Genomic DNA, 15,980 nt, shown 5'->3' on the forward strand with positions numbered 1-15,980 from the left:
CATCCCGCCCGGAGTCCTGCCGAGAGCCCGCGCGGCGCATACCGGATACTCTCGGCGACATGCCTGGAGACATCGCACTGAGGTCGACGACCCTTGACAACGGGATGCGGGTTGTCGTCAACCCGGACATGACCTGCCCGGCGGTGGCGGTCAACATCTGGTACCGGGTCGGTTCGGCCGATGAGACGGCGGGCCATTTCGGCTTCGCCCACCTCTTCGAGCACCTGATGTTCTCCGGCACCACCAGCGGCATCGCCTCGGGTGAGCACCTGGCCACCGTCGAGTCGGTGGGCGGCACCGCCAACGCCACCACCAGCTTCGACCGCACCAACTTCTTCGAGACCGTCCCGGCCGGCGCGCTCGAACTGGCCCTGTGGCTGGAGTCGGAGAGGCTCGCCCACCTGGCGGTGACGACCGAGAACCTGGACATCCAGCGCGAGGTGGTCAAGGAGGAGAAGCGCCAGCGCTACGACAACCTCCCCTACGGCGACATGCTCGCCCACCTACTCGCCCAGCAGTTCGGCGCCGACGGCGTCGCGGAGGGCCATCCCTACGCGCACCCCACGATCGGCTCGGTTCCCGACCTGGACGCCGCCTGCCTGGACGACGTCGTCTCCTTCCACCGCCAGTGGTACCGGCCCGACAACGCCTGCCTGGTGATCGCCGGATGTGTGGACGCCGACCGGGCGCTGCTGCTGGCCGACCGCTACCTGGGAGCTGTCCCGGCCGGAGAGGGGCCGGCGCCGTCGCGGGACCGGACGCCGGCCGCGCCTTCTCTGTCTGTGTCTTCCCTGTCTGAGCCTTCTCTGACTGTGCCCGCCCTGCCGCTGCCCTCGCGGCGGGTGCTGGAGCGCGAGGTGCCGCGCACCGCCGTCTCGCTGTCCTGGCCCTCGCCGCCGGTCAGCGACGCCGACCAGCTGAGTCTGGAGGACGCCCTGTCGGTGCTCCAGACCGGGATGGCGTCGCGGCTGGTGCGCCATCTACTGCGCGACCTTCAGCTGGTGGAGGGGATCTCCGGGTACGACCTGGGGCTGTCGCGGGGGCGTTCGACGGCGGCTCTGGTGGCCAGTCTGCGGCCCGGCGTCGAGGAGTCGCGGTACATCGACGAGGTGTCGGCGGCGCTGCGCAGGCTCGCCGCCGAGGGCCCGACCGCCGCCGAGATGGCGCGGGTCCACGCCCAGGTGGAGCGGGACTGGCTGCTGGAGCTGGCGACCGCCGACGACCGCGCCGATGCGATCAACTTCTACGAGACGATCATGGGTTCGGGCGACCGGGTCAATGACTACCTGGACCGGATGAGCCGGGTGGGGGCCGACGACGTGGCGCGGGCGGCCGCCAGATGGCTGGACCCCGACAAGGCCTCGATGCTGGTGTACCGGCGTCTGGAGAGCGGCCCTGCGGGTGGTGTCGAGGCCGGCGTCGAGGATGAGGCCGGCATCGAGGATGGAGCCGGCGTCGAGGACGAGACTGGCGTCGCGCACGAGATCGGTATCGACCAGGGCGCCGATGGGGACGCCGAGCTGAGCAAGGAGTCACGATGAGCGAGAACACAGCGCCACTGAACCCGCGGCCCGAGGTGTCGGCGGCGTCCCCGTGGACCTTCCCCGACTCGCACCACGAGCAGTTGGAATCCGGGCTGCGGGTGGTGCGGGTGCCGATCCCCGGCCAGCAGGTGGTGACGGTGGAGCTCGGCATCGATGTGCCTCTGTCGGCCGAGGACCCGGCTCATCTGGGGGTGGCGAATCTGGTGCTCACCACCAGCGACGAGGGCACCCGGCACCATCCGGGGGCGGAGTTGGCCGAGGCGATCGAATCGATCGGTGCCAGCTACGACGGGGGCTGCGGGCTCACCTCTAGCAGTGTCAGCATCGACGTCCCGCGTGGGCACCTGGATCCGGCACTGGACCTGCTGGCCGAGATCGTCACCTCATCGGCGCTGGCCGATGAGGACGTCCTGCGCCAGATGGCCCAGGCCCGCTCGCAGCTGGCCCAGGCCGCTCAGAACGGTCCGAGTCTGGCGGGGTTGGCGGTCTCGCGGGAGGTCTGGCCGCTGGGGCACCGCGCCTCGCGGCCGACCGGGGGCACCGCCAGCACTCTGGACGCCATCACCACCGCCGATGTGCGCGACTTCCGGGACGCCACCTGGCTGCCGGCCGGCGGCGTCCTGGTGCTGGCCGGGGCCGACATCGACGGGGTGGATCTCGGCGCCTTCTCGCAGTGGACCGGCGCCCGGGAGGAGGCGGCCGAGGAGGTCCGGAGCGACCCGATCAGGGCCGACGGGCCGACCCGGGTGCTGCTGGTCGACCGGCCGGACGCCGTTCAGGCCGATGTCCGGATCCAGACCCGGGTGCCCGGGCGCCAGGACTCCCGGTGGGCCGCCCTGAGAGTGGCCTGCGGAGTGCTCGGCGGCACCTTCGGTTCGCGGCTCAACACGGTGCTGCGGGAGCAGAAGGGCTGGTCATACGGCGTGTCGGCGGCGGCCCGTGCGATGCGCGACGGCGGTCTGGTGACGGTCGGCGGCGCGTTCCGCGCCGAGGTGGCGGCACAGGCCGTCCGCGCGGCTCTGGACCTGGTGGACCCCGGCTCGCCCTCCCTCGAGGACGCCGAGGTGCGCGACGCCCGCAACCATGCGGTCGGCGTCGCTCCGTTGCAGTACGACACCGCCGGCGCGGTGGCCAGCCAGGTGACGACCCTGGAGATGGCCGGGCTGACCGGGGCGTGGGTGGACCACTTGATGGCCGACACTGCGGCTGTGACCACCGACCTGGCGAACCAGGCGTGGCGCGAGCTGCTGCCGGCGTCGACATGGCGGGTCGGCATCGCCGGGCCGGCCGGGACGCTGGGACCGGCCCTTGAGGAGGCCGGGTTCATGGTCGAGGTCATCTCGCCGTCGGAGTTGCTGGACTGAGCGTTCTTCGGCGGGGCTGTCGGCTCGGGTCGCGGGGTCGGCTCGGGTCGCGTACACTGTCATGGTCGATTCGTTCGTCGACTGAGATGTCAGCGCGTCCGTTCGATCACGAGGGGCATTGGCGCAGTTGGTAGCGCGGCTGCTTTGCAAGCAGTAGGTCAGGGGTTCGAATCCCCTATGCTCCACCAGTAGTCAGGGGCCGGTTGGCCGGGTGTCATGCCTGGCCGACGGCCTCCTCTCATGTTTGCCGATGCTTCACGATGCGCGTGAACGCTCGTCGGGGACGTGTGCGTCGCAGAGATTCGCTGACAACGTGCGATGCCCGGGCTGCCCGGAGCGAAGTGTACGTGGAGTGAACGAATTCACATGACCCTGGACGCGCGTAACCGTCTCTTCACGATCGAGAGTTGAAGAAAGCACGATAAGCACCATTCAAATGATCCCTGAGTCATACTCATACTCTATGAGGTCTTCAACTGCTTTCCTGAGCCAATCGTTGAATTCCGAAAACTCGTCTCGCTGCTCCCAGCCGGGCGACGCGTAGTCATGAATGACGAATATTTTCTTATCACTCTTCGAAATGTCCCAGCAGGCGATATCATCGCTGTCGATTCTCCTGGCAAAGGGGACAAGTCTCCGATTCGGAAACCGCTCTCTCAGGTCACCCATCCTCTCTGCGCCGTTTCTTACAACTGCCCAAGGCTCCAAGTTGAGGATTCCAAGCTCGACAACGTGTAGAAATTCTGGAGGATAGTCAAATCCGTGGGGAAGTTTCTCTATAGGTATCAACCTCGAAGTCACGTCAGTTTCCTTTCCATCCGGTGATCATGGAACCACTTGCATACGTTGAGCCAAAGATAGTACCTTGCCCAGACACTCGGTTTCCAACAATCTGACCCCAAGACCACAGAAGGGAATCGTCGCGTGCTCCAAATTGATCCGCAACGCCATTTGGGATCGCTCCATCAAATTTGTGAAATTTCGCCTGCACTGAAATATCTAATATCTTCGCTCCAGTAAACGACTGTTATCCGTCGATGCCAATCCCAAATCCGACATCCTTACGACATCCATGAGACCGCCTTGCAATCCATGAAATCTCATACTTTTTTCGATCTCCGCTGCGCCATTCACTGATCTTTGACTGAAGCATGCGCTCTCCGCAGAGATACTGACGATGGGTGATGTGGATGGTCCTCGAGACACCACCCTGGCCGCCGCACGCCTACCAGCCGAAGTCCCCGGCAGGCCACCGTCTGCCGATCTGCGTTCCGCCGGATGAGCCCCAACAGTACCCAGCGAGACCACTGCGTGATAGGCCACCCCTGTCTGAACACCTGCGAGACGACCGCGTCCGATAGGCTCACAAAAGCGTCATAATCGAACCGACACCGTGTCCACGGTGAAGGTTCGCAGTCCGACAGAGGCAACGTTGTCTTATCGTCCCGGCGTCCCGCCCGTTGTTGTGATCATCCTTGATTATCTGGGGTCCAGTGCCGCAACCGCTACACCAATACTCCACAATCCCATATAGATTCTCCTATACTGCGACTGAAATTTGCGCCTTTTCACATGCGGTGTTCCTGACCGCAAAACCCGCTACTGCCGTACTGAGATCCTACTATCGGCTGATGGTCATGGGTCGGGTTGGAGGGTTGCGGGCGCGTTCTGGTTCCACGGGGTGAGTGAAGTCGTCGACGGTGGTGACGACTGTGGTGGTGTCGTTCTGGTCCGGTTCGGTGAGGGGCGTCTGGTCAGGTATGGCGGATTGGATCTGCTGTCGCGCCGGGCGGGTCCGTCTGTGGGCAGGTCGCGGTTGTCTTTCGTTCTCGCCAACTCAGATCCTCGGCTGACTCCTGCTCGGCCGGACCTGGCGGCGTGCCGGTCAGATCTGGGTCCGGACGGGTCGGGCCCGGCCTCGGGCCGGGGTCTGCCTTCTGGGTGCTGGGACTCGGTTGCCAGTAGGTCGGGTTGGTCGGCCTGCGGGCGGGGTGCGACCGATAACGGTTCGGGTCCGGCTGCGGACGGAGTGGGGCTGACGTCTGGTGGATCGGGTATCCGCCTCGACTTGTCGGGTCCGATCTGTGTCCTGCTCGGCGTTCCACTCGGCCCGGCCTGGGGAGGCTGGTCCGGTGGCCCGGCACTGTCCGGGGCGGTGCTGTTCGGCCTCCCACCCGGCCCACCACTGGTTCTGCGGAGGTGGGGTGTCAGGCGGGTGGGTGGGTGGATCTGGGGGTTTCCGGTGTGGGGGTCGAAGCTGACCTGCCACTGGTCCCGGGAGTGGTGGCGGTCGGGTTCGATCAGGCCGTGGTGGTGCCGGCACACCAGGACCAGGTTGGTCAGGGCGGTCGGACCCCCGTCCCACCAGGGCCGGACGTGGTGGGCCTGGCATGCCTGCGCCGAGACCGTGCAGCCGGGGTAGATGCACCCCCGGTCCCGGATCTCCAGGGCCCTGCGGATCCCCGGGGTGACCAGGCGCCGGGCCCGTCCCACGTCCAGGACCTGGGAGCCGCCACCCAGCACGGCGGGAAGGATCTGCGCCTCACAGCACAACCGGCGCAACGATCCGGCATCCACCGGCACCCCACCGGCCAGCGTCCCGCCGGCCACCGCGGCCCGCAGACTGTCGTAGTCCAGGGTGACGACCAGCCGGGGCGCCTGCCCACCGGTCTGGGGGACCTGGTCCAGACCGGCGAGCACATCGACCATCTCGACCAGCGCGTCTGCGGCCCGCTGCCCGGTACTACGGCCCTGCAGCCCCTCGAGGTCACGCCGGGCCGCCAGGTACTGGCCCGTCGTGATCGTCCCAGCACTGCGCCCGGTCTTCAACCGGTCGACCTGGTCGCGTTCGGCTCCCCGGCCGTGTTCCACGAACGCTTCCAGGACCGGGATGATGCGGGCCGCCTCGATCTCGGGGAGTTGTCCGCGCAGGTGCACCGACCCCTGCCCGTCACGACTCCACACCAGACGGCGGGCCGCCACGGCCCGACGACGCCGGGCCGCTGCCTGCGCCGCCGCATCATGCGGCGGCGGGGCCGCCTGGGGTGCGACCTCCTCCAGGATCTTCGGGGTGGCACGTCCGATGCGTCCGGGGGTGGTGGTGCCGGCGATCTGCAGGAACCGGTCGGCTGCGGCGTCGCGCTGGTCGGGGGTCATATGGTCGCGGGGCATGGTGCGCAACTGGTCGCCGATCGCAGCCGCATGATCGGGCCCGACCCGGCCGGACAGGGCGGCGTCGCGGATCCGGGGGTCGGCGGTGATCCGGGAGGCCCGGAACACCTGACCCAGCCCTTGGGAGGGGGTGCGTCCCTCGGTGGTGGCCAGGAAGTCGGCCAGCGGGGTGCCGGTGGTCCTCTCGGTGGCACACGAGCGGGCGACCGCGTCGGTCGCCACCGCCGCCGCGGCACTGACCCGCCCCTCCAGGGTGCGGATCCGCGTCATCGCGGTGACCTTCTGGGCGTCGGTCATGGCGGCGATCCCGGTGAGGTCCAGCGCCGTGAGGGCGTCCTCGATCACCGCGATCCCTCTCCAGAATTCCGACGTGTCATCCATGGGTCAATGATACGCAAACCGGCACCTGCACACCAGACAATCACGCCGATTGTTTCCTGTGAAGAATCGCCGATATTCACAGGAGAAATTGTCCCACAACTCGACCAAACCCGACCGCGGAAACCACGTGGCAGTAGTACCGGTGTCGTGTGTCGGAGGTGTGGGGCATGTTTTTCCCCGATGTTCTCGTGAACACGCGACAATCATCACGAAAAACCCTGCCGACACATTGTGTCCAACACTAACAGAGACCACCGACAAGAATCAGCAAGACCGGCTCCACTCCAACCGAACCCAGGCAGAGCCAGACCCACCCCAACCGAACCCAGGCAAACCCAGGCAAACCCCAGTCGACCCAAGCCACCCAGGCAAACCCAGGTGAACCCAAGCCGACCCGGCTCAGCTCAACCCCTCGACGACGTCAGCCAACTCGCCAACCGGTCGACATGCGTCGAGCTCGATCGACGCACCCCGGCGAAGCAGCGGCTCAACCTCCGCCGCGTACTGCCGTATCTCGGCCTGCTGGTCCGCGGAGCGCCCATACGGGTTGTTCGTCCGCGTCGCAACACGCTTGATCAGAACCTCGACCGGAGCACTCAGCAGCACCACATGCTCGAACCGGCCATAGAAGCGGCCCTGGTTCTCGGCAGTCCCCGAGACGACGACATCGTCGTGGCGCGCCAGAAATGCGCTCATCCGAGGCTCGTCCCACAACACTCCGGGCAACGTCCAGCCGTCGTAGTCGGTGTCGACGGTGAGATGTCCGCGCCGGGCAAGCTCCTGGAGCAGAGTCGACTTCCCCGCGCCCGACATGCCGGTGACAAGGATGCGGACCATGACCCAACCCTATGCAGCCGCTGTTCCGAGCTACCTCCCAACGTCCTCAGATTGAGACCGCAGACCGTACTCTGGACGTCGACCGTCTCCTCCGTCCCCCAGGAAGTGCCGAGACAGGAGCACGCGATGACCACAGAACAGACTCACCTGGTTGAACGGCTTCGATCGCTGCTCACCGATGAGCCGGAGGTGCGCGAGGTGTCGATGTTCGGCGGCCGGTCGATCATGGTCAGCGGGAAGATGATCGCCAGCGCCCGGAAGGACGGTGGACTCCTGGTACGCGTCGACGCCGACCAGCACGACGAGCTCCTGCGCGGCCCCGGAGCCACGCAAGCGGTCATGGGCCCCGGACGCGACATGGGACCGGGCTGGATCGAGGTCGCGGCCGAGGCAGTGAGCGACGACGAGACGCTGTCATCCTGGGTCTCCGTCGCGATGGCCTACAACCGCACAGTCACCGGGCGCTGACGCCGACCGCGCCTTCGACCGGACCGCTCGGTACTCCCAGGACGCGCCCGATAAGCACCGAGCAGTCCGATAGTCGAGTCCGGGAGCGGCGTTCCGCCTCCTATACCGTGGGTCCTGTGAAGGCTCCTCGCCGCTTGCCCGCACTGGCCATCGCTGGTGCGTCACTCGTTGCTCTGTCAGGGTGCTCCCCCGATGGGATGCTCTGGGGTCCCCACGGCGCGCAAGTGATCAGCACGACGGAGACGCTGATCGCCGGCGCGTCGTCCGGCAGCCAGAACTCACTCGCCTGCGAGGACTCGTCCGCGGTCTTCGGGGACGCAGCGGCCTGGAGGGGACTGCGCGCAGGAGAGCCGGAGCAGGTAGAGCCCACGACGTCCGGTGATCGGCCAATGCCGAACGCGACGTGGAGAATCAACCTCGAAGGAGCAGGTATCGCCAGAACCTCCGGCGAGAAGGTCCCGACGGATGTGTTCTACCGTGAGACCACCACCGGCATGTGCGTCGCCGATGTCATCTGGCAGACGGTGGACGTCGAGTAGGTGCCACAGGTCGCAGCCTCTGGTGTCACCAACGTCACGCCCTGCAACATCTGGACTCTCCCTCCTCACAAGCCCCTCGGCCCACGGCGTCATTCGTCGCAGCCCGGGCGGCAGTCATCCCTCAGCTGTCCACCACTGCGTCCGACCCAAGGCACAACACCTGTCCGCGAAGGAGACAAGACCATGACCGACGCCGCTCCCGACAAACACGATCCCACGACGGTGCGTGAAGCGACCTGGGCAGTGCACGGCGGCAACAGGCCCGACCCCGGCAGTGGAGCGCTGCGGACGCCGTTGGTGATGGCGAACTCCTACCTGTTGCCCGACGACCCCGCCAGTATCGACTGGTCGGGCACCGACAGTCTGATCTACACCCGCAACGGTGCGGTCAATCAGCAGGCTCTGGAGCGCAAGCTGGCAGCGATGGAGGGCGGTGACGCCGCCACCGTGTTCGCCACCGGGGTGGCTGCGCTGCATGCGGTGTTCTTCACCCTGTTGCGTGCAGGAGACCACGTGGTCGTCTCAGACATCACCTACGAGGCGGTGTGGCGGCTGTTCAGCGAGCTGCTGCCAGAGCGGTACGGGATCGAGGCGACCTTCGTGGACGCCTCGGACCCTGACCTCGTCGCGGCCGCGATCCGCCCCACCACACGGCTCGTCCATGTCGAGACGATCGCCAACCCCACCACCCGAGTCGCTGACATCGCCGCGCTCGCCGGGATCGCGCACGAGCACGGCGCACTGCTGTCGGTGGACTCGACGTTCACCCCACCACCGGTGTTCCGGCCACTCGCCGCCGGGGCCGATCTGGTGATCCACTCGCTCACGAAGTACATCAACGGGCACGGCGACGCGATGGGCGGGGCGGTGATCGGCAGCGCCGAGCTGGTGTCGCGGATCCGCGGCGATGCGCTGGTCGACGTCGGCGGAGCCATCTCGCCGTTCAATGCCTGGCTGATCCTGCGCGGTTCGGTCACCCTGCCACTGCGGTTGCGACAGCACATCAGCTCCGCCGTACGGGTCGCGGCACACCTGGACGCCGATCCCCGGGTGGCCTTCGTCGCCTATCCCGGCCTGCCCTCGCACCCGCAGCACGATCTGGCCAGCCGCCAGTTCGGCACGATCGGGCCGGGAGCGATGCTGGCTTTCGCGCTCGACGGTGACTCGGATCTGCAGGACCGGTTCGTGAACCGGCTGCAAGTCATCACCTCGGCCGTGTCACTCGGCCACGACGAGTCCCTGATCGTCCACGTCGGCCCCGATGGGCGGGGCGGAGCAGAGCACTATCCCGCGGAGTTCCGCCGCTTCGGACACCTGCGGCTGTCCGTCGGCCTGGAGGACCCGGACGATCTGATCGCCGACATCGACCAGGCCCTCGACCACGCCCTCCCACCGGTTCGCTGAGCGGCTCCTGGGAACCCCCGCATCCACAGGCCTCACTGGGTTACCCGACCCCGCTCGATGAGCACCGCGTCGTGAGGTCGCCTTCGCGGGGCCGGCGCAACGGCTCCCGGGCAACGGCCGCGGCGGCGGCTCAGGAGAACAGACTGATGGCGTAGAGCACGAACACGAAGAGGTGCGCGGCGCCGTGCAATGCGGTGCCCCTCTGGGCGCTGAAGGTGGTCAGACTCAGCAACAGGCTCACCGCGAGCAGGAGCAGGTTCACGGGTCGCTCGGCGAGAACGACGGTCTGCCCGGTGAGCAGACCGATCGCAAGCACCACGGGAAGGGTGAGGCCGACACAGGAGACGAGTGCGCCGTGGGCAAGATTCGTGACCCGCTGCCCCTCGCCCATCCAGGCGGCGCGGATCGTGGTGATGGTCTCGGGCAGGAGCACGATCACCGCGATCAGGACCCCCGACAGCACGACCGGAGCACCGAGCCGGCCCAGCCCGTCCTCCAGGAGGACGGCCATGTGGTGCGAGAGCAGCACGATCGGGATCGCGGTGATCAGCAGCACCAGCGACCGGACGATCACCTCCGTCCCGTGCTCGTGCAGCGAGAACCCGGCCGTCCGGCGTGGCTGAGCCGGGATGGCGGAGGTCACCGGCTCAGCCACGGCTGGGCTGGACGCCACACCCCCGGACACCGCACCCTTCGACGCCGACCCCTTCGACACCGAAGTGGTGGCGCCGACCTCCTTGAAATCGCTGCTCTGCGCCCCGGTCTGCCGGTAGAGGAAGAACGCGTAGAGCAGGATCGTGAGGGTCAGGACGGGGATCGCCAGGCCGGCCGGATAAGCGCCTCCGGTGCCCATCACGGCCGGCAGTGCGAAGGCGGTGGCGAGCAGCACGACGAGCAGGGAAAGGTAACTGGAGACGCCGGTGCGGTTGACGCGCAGATCCCTGTGCCGCAACCCGCCCACCAGCAGGGCCGCCCCGATGACGAGGGTGAGGATGATCATCGTCGAGGCCATCACGGAGTCCCTGGCGATGGTGGTGTGCTCGCCGGGTCCGAGCATCACCGCAGAGATGAGGATGACCTCGATCAGCACGATCGACAGGGTCAGCACCAGCGTGCCGTAGGGGTCTCCCAGTCGGTCGGCGAGGCGCTCGGCCTGGGCGACGACCCCGCTCGAGGAGACCACGATCACCGCCACGATCGCGGCGAGCACCAGGAACAGCACCGGGCTGGGCATCTGCCCCACCTGGAGCGGCTGGGCGATCAGCAGAGCGATGAATGCGACCCAGCCCACCCCGATCCGCAGGAGCACAGCGGGAGTGAGAATGGCGCGCAGGGAGGCGGCGGATGGCACGGAGACGATCTGTTCCCCGGGGTCGTCCCCGGCCCATGACTTGCGCTGTCCGGGTCGTCCCGGCAGCACCTTCCGATCTCCCGACTCTAGCCGAGCCCGCACCCCCGGCTCAGGAGTGCCGGGCTCAACGGGAACCCTCCGCTCCGCACACCAGCAGCCACTGGCTTCGAGCTAGAGGCAGGCTGGGCGACACTGACTTCGCCCCGCGCACCAGTGGCCACCGGACCCGGGATCGGGATCACCACGGAGACAGCCGCCACAGCGATGATCACCACGGAGACGGCCGCCACGTCGCCCCGGGTGCCTCTGATGCCGTCGTCGACGACATCCCGTATCACCCCCGAAACCGCCTCTGACTACCTGTTCGTGAGGTGATGCCCGGCAAGACCCACCCGGAAGCCGCGCAGGCAGTACCCGGCGACCAGATCGTCCCACTCGATCCGCGGCTCGGCCAGGATCTGCGGCTCGAGGTCGAGCATCCGGGTCAGCAGGACGTCGGTCTCCAGCAGGGCGAGCGCCTGACCGGGGCACCGGTGCGCCCCGTCCCCAAAACTCAGCCCGGCCGGGTGCACGTCGCGGTCCAGCGGACGGCCCGGACACAGCGACAGCGGATCGGCCCCCATCACCACCGGATCGACATTGGCCTGCCGCACCTGGAGATCGACGAGGTCTCCACGCCCCAGGCACCGCTCGTCGGCGCCGTCGGCCACCCTCAGCGTCTCGCCGACCCGCCGGTAGATGTGCCCCACCACCGGCTCCAGACGGATGATCTCCTCGAGGACGCCGATCCGCCCATCGGCATCCGCGGCCAGATACCCCGCGCGCAGGTCCTCGTCGGTGAGCAGGTGCCACAGCGCCATCGCGATGAACTCGCGCGTGGTCACCATCCCGGCCGTCCCATAGGTGACGCACTCCACGAGGATGTCGACGTCGGTGTACCCCTCCGCGATGAGGTGGCTGATGACGTCCTCCCCCGGCCGCCTCCGCCGCGCCCGCACAGCGGTTCTGACGTCGGCCAGGTAGAGGCTCACCACCGGTCCCAGGCCGTGCACCGCAGCGGACGCCCACTGTCTCCGGGTCCGGCCGAGATCGGGTTTGGTGATGTCGAAGGGGGGTTGGTTGAAGAACCGCACCAGGCGCCCGGCAAGGCCTTTCACCGACGAGTTGGTCAGTCCGACCACCTGACGGGTGACGTCGACGGCGTAGAGCAGCGCCAGGTCCTCGACCCGACAGCCCACCCCACCGGCCGTCCCGACGTCCCCGGCGTCATCCATCGCATCGGCCAGCAACCTCTCGGCGGCATCGACCATCAGCGGCCGATACCGCTCGCTGACCACCCTGGGCGCGAAGAACCGCCCCACCTTGCGACGCTGTTCGTCGTGCAGGGGCCCATCGGAGAACAGAATCGGGTGGTGCTTGAGCCGTCCCTTCGGCACGAACTCGGAGGTGAACCCGGCCTGAGTGGTGCAGCCGCGGGCCTGCAGGACCTCGCGCGCCACCGGGTAGGAGCCGATCCGCCACACCCCCGGCGCCTGCTCCACCGTCGACTCGTGCGGATCTCCGGGCTGCACCGCCCGTCGCCTGTTCGGTCCGTCCACCGCGACTCCTCGGATCGTCGTGGTCCTCACACTGCCTCATCCACATGCTGCGCAACCATCCTGTCACGCCGGCTCGACGACGTCCCGAGCCCGATTCCAGGAAGGCGCAGCACGCCGGGCAGCCCCGAACACCGGGTGCTGGACAACCCGGCTCGACGACGTCTCGACCCCGACAATCCCGCACAGGCTGGACCGGCCCCATACGATCGAGACATCCAGGGCGGACCCCCGGTCATCGCAGCACCTCGACCGGGCACGCGATGGGTCACCGTCAAGCACCCCGACGAGGGAGGTCTCGTGAACCACTGGCAGTACCTGATCGTCCTGGCGGCCTGTGTCGCCATCACCCTCCCGCTGGAGTTCCTCATCGGCGCCCGCGTCTACCGCTCCCCCCGCCGACTCCTGCTGACCCTCATCCCGATGCTGGTGATCTTCGTGGGATGGGACGTCGTCGGCATCCTGCGCCACCACTGGTGGTACGAGCCGCGGTTCATCTCCGGCATCCACCTGGCAGCGCTGCCCCTGGAGGAGTTGCTCTTCCTCACCATCATTCCGATCTGCGCGCTGCTCACCTACGAGGCGGTCGGCCGGATCCTGCTGCTGGCCCGCACCCCCGGACGCCTGCGCTACCGATGGCCCGACGGCCTGGTCCGGATCGCCGACGAGTCCGCCACCCGACCCCACGAGAGCAGTGATCATGCCTGAGTACACGGTTCTGACGCTGATCGGCATCGTCGCGGTGGTCGTCTGGGAGCTCGCCTGGGCCAGAACCGGGATCTTCTCCTCGGCCCGCTACTGGCTGACGATGGCGATCGTCTTCTTCTTCCAGATCTGGGTGGACGGCTGGCTCACGAAACTGTCGGCGCCGATCGTGATCTACGAACCCACCGAGTTCTCCGGCATCCGATTCCCCTGGGACATCCCCATAGAGGACTTCGGCTTCGGTTTCGCCATGATCACATTCACGATCATCTGCTGGATCAAGTTCGGCCACAGGGAGGCACGATGAGCGCGAGAAGCCCGTTCCCACACCACCACGGCAACGCCGACCACAGCGACGCCGACAGCAACGACCACGGCGACGCCGACGCCACCAGCCGCTCGGCCCGCACCGACCGCCCTGGACGCGACCGCCATGCGGTCCGCCACGCCGCCCCCACCGGCCGCTACCGGATCACCGAGGACCGCCATGTCGCAGTCGTCGGCGGCGGGATCGCCGGGCTGGCGGCCGCCACCGTGCTGGCCGAGCGCGGGGTGAGGGTCACCCTTCTGGAGTCCGAACCCCGGCTGGGTGGCCGGGTCGCCTCCTGGCCGATCGGCGAGGGCCGCACCATGAGTCGCGGATTCCACGCCTTCTTCCGCCAGTACTACAACCTGCGCTCCCTGCTGAAGCGGTTCGACCCCGATCTCACCAGCCTCGCCCCGGTCCCGGACTACCCGCTGCAACGCCCCGACGGTCTGCGCGACTCCTTCTCGAACATCCCGCTCACCCCGCCGTGGAGCATCCTCGGCTTCGTTCTGCGCAGCCCCACGATCACCCTGCGCTCCCTGGTCGACGTCAACGTCGCGGCGGCACTGGAACTGGTCCGGGTCCGCTTCCCCGACACCTTCTCCGCCTACGACGGCGAGTCGGCCGCGGCATTCCTCGACCGGCTGCGGTTCCCGCCGGGCGCCAGGGACCTGGCCCTCGAGGTCTTCGCGCGCTCCTTCTTCGCCGATCCCGACGACTTCGCCGCCGGCGAGCTGGTCGCGATGTTCCACACCTACTTCCTCGGCTCCGCCGAGGGCCTGGTCTTCGACGTCCCGGTCGACGACTACGACACCACCCTGTGGGCTCCCCTCGGACGGGTCCTCGACGGATTCGGCGTCGACGTGCGCACCTCCTGCCCGGTCCGGTCCATCGACACCACCGCGCAGGGCGCGACCCTCACCCTGGACGACGGCGTCCTGTCCGCCGACGCCGTGGTGCTGGCCACCGATCCGCGCACCGCCCGGCAGCTGGCAGCGTCGACCACCTCGCCCTCCTTGGCCGGCTGGCGCCACGCCGTCGCAGCCACCCGCAACGCCCCTCCCTTCGTGGTGGTCCGGCTCTGGCTCGACGGACCTGTCGAGGCCGATCGACCGCCTTTCCTCGGCACCAGCGGATACGGTCCGCTGGACAACATCTCCGTGCTGGAACGGTTCGAGGACGGCGCCCGGAACTGGTCCGCCCAGCACGGCGGCGCCTCGGTCGTGGAGCTGCACGGCTACGCCTGCGACCCGTCGGTGACCACCGACCCCGCCGCCCTGGACGACGTCGTCACCGAGCTGTCTCACCAGCTCCACGCGGCCCTTCCCGAGACCGCGCGGCTGGGTGTGGTTCACCGCGAGGTGCTGGCCAGGCAGGACTGCCCGGTGATCGGTCCCAGCGGCTGGACCGAGTGTCCCGGGGTGACGACCCCCTCCCCGGCCCTGGTGCTGGCCGGCGACTGGGTCGCCTGCGACCTTCCGGTCGCGCTGATGGAGCGCGCCGCCACCACCGGTTTCCTGGCGGCCAACACCCTGCTGCACCGCTGGGGAGTCCAGGGTCAGGACGTCTGGTCCACCCCGATGAGCGGCCTGTTGGCCACACCGCGGCAGCGGTCCTGGACGGCGCTGCCCTGAGTCGACCTCCCGATCACCGCGAGTGGCGCGGGGGACCCGCGGCCCACGGGGCGTGGGACAGCGAGAGTTCCTGGGCGGTGTCGTCGAGGAAGCCGATGACGACGTCGCGCTCGGCCGGGGTGAGCCGGGCCGCGGCGTTGAACCGGCGGGCCTGCTGGCGTCCCACGGTCGACGCGGCGGCCTCGCGGGTCTCCGGGGTGATGCTGATCACCAGCGCCCGCCGATCGCTGGGGTGGGGCCGGCGGGTGATGTGGCCACCGCGCTCCAGCCGGTCGAGAAGCTTGGTCGTCGAGGCAGTGGAGATGCCCAGGTGGGCCGCGATGACGCTGGGAGTGACCAACTCCCCGCGACGCCCGCTCACCATCAGGAAGTGCAGCGCCCGCATGTCGGTGCGGTTGAGCTTCATATAGGCGTCCGAGGCCTCGACCAGCTCCTCCTCGACCTGCCGCAACCGCGCGAAGGCGCCCATCAGGGTGTTGATCTGGGCGATGTCGGCGTCGGACAGCGAGGACCGGTCCACCAGGTCACTTGACTCGACGTCGTAGAGACTGAGGCGACTCGTCTGCGCATCGCGGTCTTCACTCACGGGGAAAGATTATCAGCACGTGCAGATACATCCTTTACATATTGCAAGCCTGGCTATTAAAGTCTCAAGGAAGCCACTTACGTCTGGAGGGATC

13 protein-coding genes, 1 tRNA gene and 1 pseudogene are annotated in these 15,980 nt (G+C 67.9%); 9 read left to right on the forward strand and 6 right to left on the reverse strand.

Going from position 1 to position 15,980, the window contains the following annotated elements; translation table 11 throughout:
* Positions 1–59: 59 nt before the first annotated feature.
* The 3 genes and pseudogenes from FEZ32_RS03655 to FEZ32_RS03665 form a co-directional block, all read left to right on the forward strand.
* A pseudogene (locus FEZ32_RS03655) lies at positions 60–1,385 on the forward strand (M16 family metallopeptidase); the annotation flags it as partial.
* Between the two features lie 272 nt (positions 1,386–1,657).
* Complete coding sequence (locus FEZ32_RS03660; protein WP_175415805.1) at positions 1,658–2,908, forward strand: M16 family metallopeptidase; 1,251 nt, start codon at positions 1,658–1,660, stop codon at positions 2,906–2,908.
* A 112-nt stretch (positions 2,909–3,020) separates the two neighbouring features.
* A tRNA-Ala gene (locus FEZ32_RS03665) sits at positions 3,021–3,096 on the forward strand.
* Between the two features lie 244 nt (positions 3,097–3,340).
* Here the strand turns inward: FEZ32_RS03665 and FEZ32_RS03670 are convergent.
* The 3 genes from FEZ32_RS03670 to FEZ32_RS03680 form a co-directional block, all read right to left on the reverse strand.
* A complete protein-coding gene (locus FEZ32_RS03670) occupies positions 3,341–3,709 on the reverse strand; it encodes a hypothetical protein (protein WP_217496613.1) in 369 nt (122 codons plus the stop codon).
* Between the two features lie 834 nt (positions 3,710–4,543).
* Positions 4,544–6,460: an HNH endonuclease signature motif containing protein gene (locus FEZ32_RS03675; RefSeq protein WP_138679956.1), complete on the reverse strand. Its 1,917-nt coding sequence runs from the start codon at positions 6,458–6,460 to the stop codon at positions 4,544–4,546.
* 399 nt (positions 6,461–6,859) lie between these two features.
* Complete coding sequence (locus tag FEZ32_RS03680; RefSeq protein WP_028703700.1) at positions 6,860–7,297, reverse strand: AAA family ATPase; 438 nt, start codon at positions 7,295–7,297, stop codon at positions 6,860–6,862.
* 126 nt (positions 7,298–7,423) lie between these two features.
* On the opposite strand from FEZ32_RS03680, the gene FEZ32_RS03685 reads away from it, so the two are divergent.
* The 3 genes from FEZ32_RS03685 to FEZ32_RS03690 all read left to right on the forward strand — a co-directional run bounded on the left by FEZ32_RS03685 (position 7,424) and on the right by FEZ32_RS03690 (position 9,708).
* Entirely contained in the window at positions 7,424–7,765 is a 342-nt protein-coding gene (locus tag FEZ32_RS03685; protein ID WP_028703701.1) for a TfoX/Sxy family protein, read from the forward strand.
* Between the two features lie 389 nt (positions 7,766–8,154).
* Positions 8,155–8,304, forward strand: a complete 150-nt coding sequence (locus FEZ32_RS13470) for a hypothetical protein (RefSeq protein WP_157773942.1) — start codon at positions 8,155–8,157, stop codon at positions 8,302–8,304.
* A 183-nt stretch (positions 8,305–8,487) separates the two neighbouring features.
* A complete protein-coding gene (locus FEZ32_RS03690) occupies positions 8,488–9,708 on the forward strand; it encodes a trans-sulfuration enzyme family protein (protein ID WP_138575052.1) in 1,221 nt (406 codons plus the stop codon).
* A gap of 130 nt (positions 9,709–9,838) precedes the next feature.
* On the opposite strand, the gene FEZ32_RS03695 is transcribed toward FEZ32_RS03690, so the two are convergent.
* Both FEZ32_RS03695 and FEZ32_RS03700 read right to left on the reverse strand, forming a co-directional pair.
* Positions 9,839–11,059: a calcium:cation antiporter gene (locus FEZ32_RS03695; RefSeq protein WP_138679957.1), complete on the reverse strand. Its 1,221-nt coding sequence runs from the start codon at positions 11,057–11,059 to the stop codon at positions 9,839–9,841.
* A 356-nt stretch (positions 11,060–11,415) separates the two neighbouring features.
* Positions 11,416–12,657, reverse strand: coding sequence for a cytochrome P450 (locus FEZ32_RS03700; protein WP_138679958.1), 1,242 nt, complete (start codon positions 12,655–12,657; stop codon positions 11,416–11,418).
* A 297-nt stretch (positions 12,658–12,954) separates the two neighbouring features.
* Between FEZ32_RS03700 and FEZ32_RS03705 the strand changes: the two genes are divergently transcribed.
* Genes FEZ32_RS03705 through FEZ32_RS03715 form a run of 3 tightly spaced genes read left to right on the forward strand, consistent with a single transcriptional unit; the run spans position 12,955 to position 15,300 of the window.
* Positions 12,955–13,362, forward strand: a complete 408-nt coding sequence (locus FEZ32_RS03705) for a lycopene cyclase domain-containing protein (RefSeq protein ID WP_071001120.1) — start codon at positions 12,955–12,957, stop codon at positions 13,360–13,362.
* Entirely contained in the window at positions 13,355–13,666 is a 312-nt protein-coding gene (locus FEZ32_RS03710) for a lycopene cyclase domain-containing protein (RefSeq protein WP_138679959.1), read from the forward strand. The genes FEZ32_RS03705 and FEZ32_RS03710 overlap by 8 nt, the downstream gene beginning before the upstream one ends.
* Positions 13,663–15,300, forward strand: coding sequence for an FAD-dependent oxidoreductase (locus FEZ32_RS03715; protein ID WP_138679960.1), 1,638 nt, complete (start codon positions 13,663–13,665; stop codon positions 15,298–15,300). Before FEZ32_RS03710 ends, FEZ32_RS03715 begins: the two co-directional genes overlap by 4 nt.
* A 13-nt stretch (positions 15,301–15,313) precedes the next feature.
* Here the strand turns inward: FEZ32_RS03715 and FEZ32_RS03720 are convergent, their stop codons facing one another.
* On the reverse strand, positions 15,314–15,886 hold the full coding sequence (locus FEZ32_RS03720) for a MarR family winged helix-turn-helix transcriptional regulator (protein ID WP_217496614.1): 573 nt from the start codon (positions 15,884–15,886) through the stop codon (positions 15,314–15,316).
* Positions 15,887–15,980: the final 94 nt, after the last annotated feature.

Source organism: Acidipropionibacterium jensenii, assembly GCF_005890135.1.
GTDB classification, from domain to species: Bacteria; Actinomycetota; Actinomycetes; order Propionibacteriales; family Propionibacteriaceae; genus Acidipropionibacterium; species Acidipropionibacterium jensenii.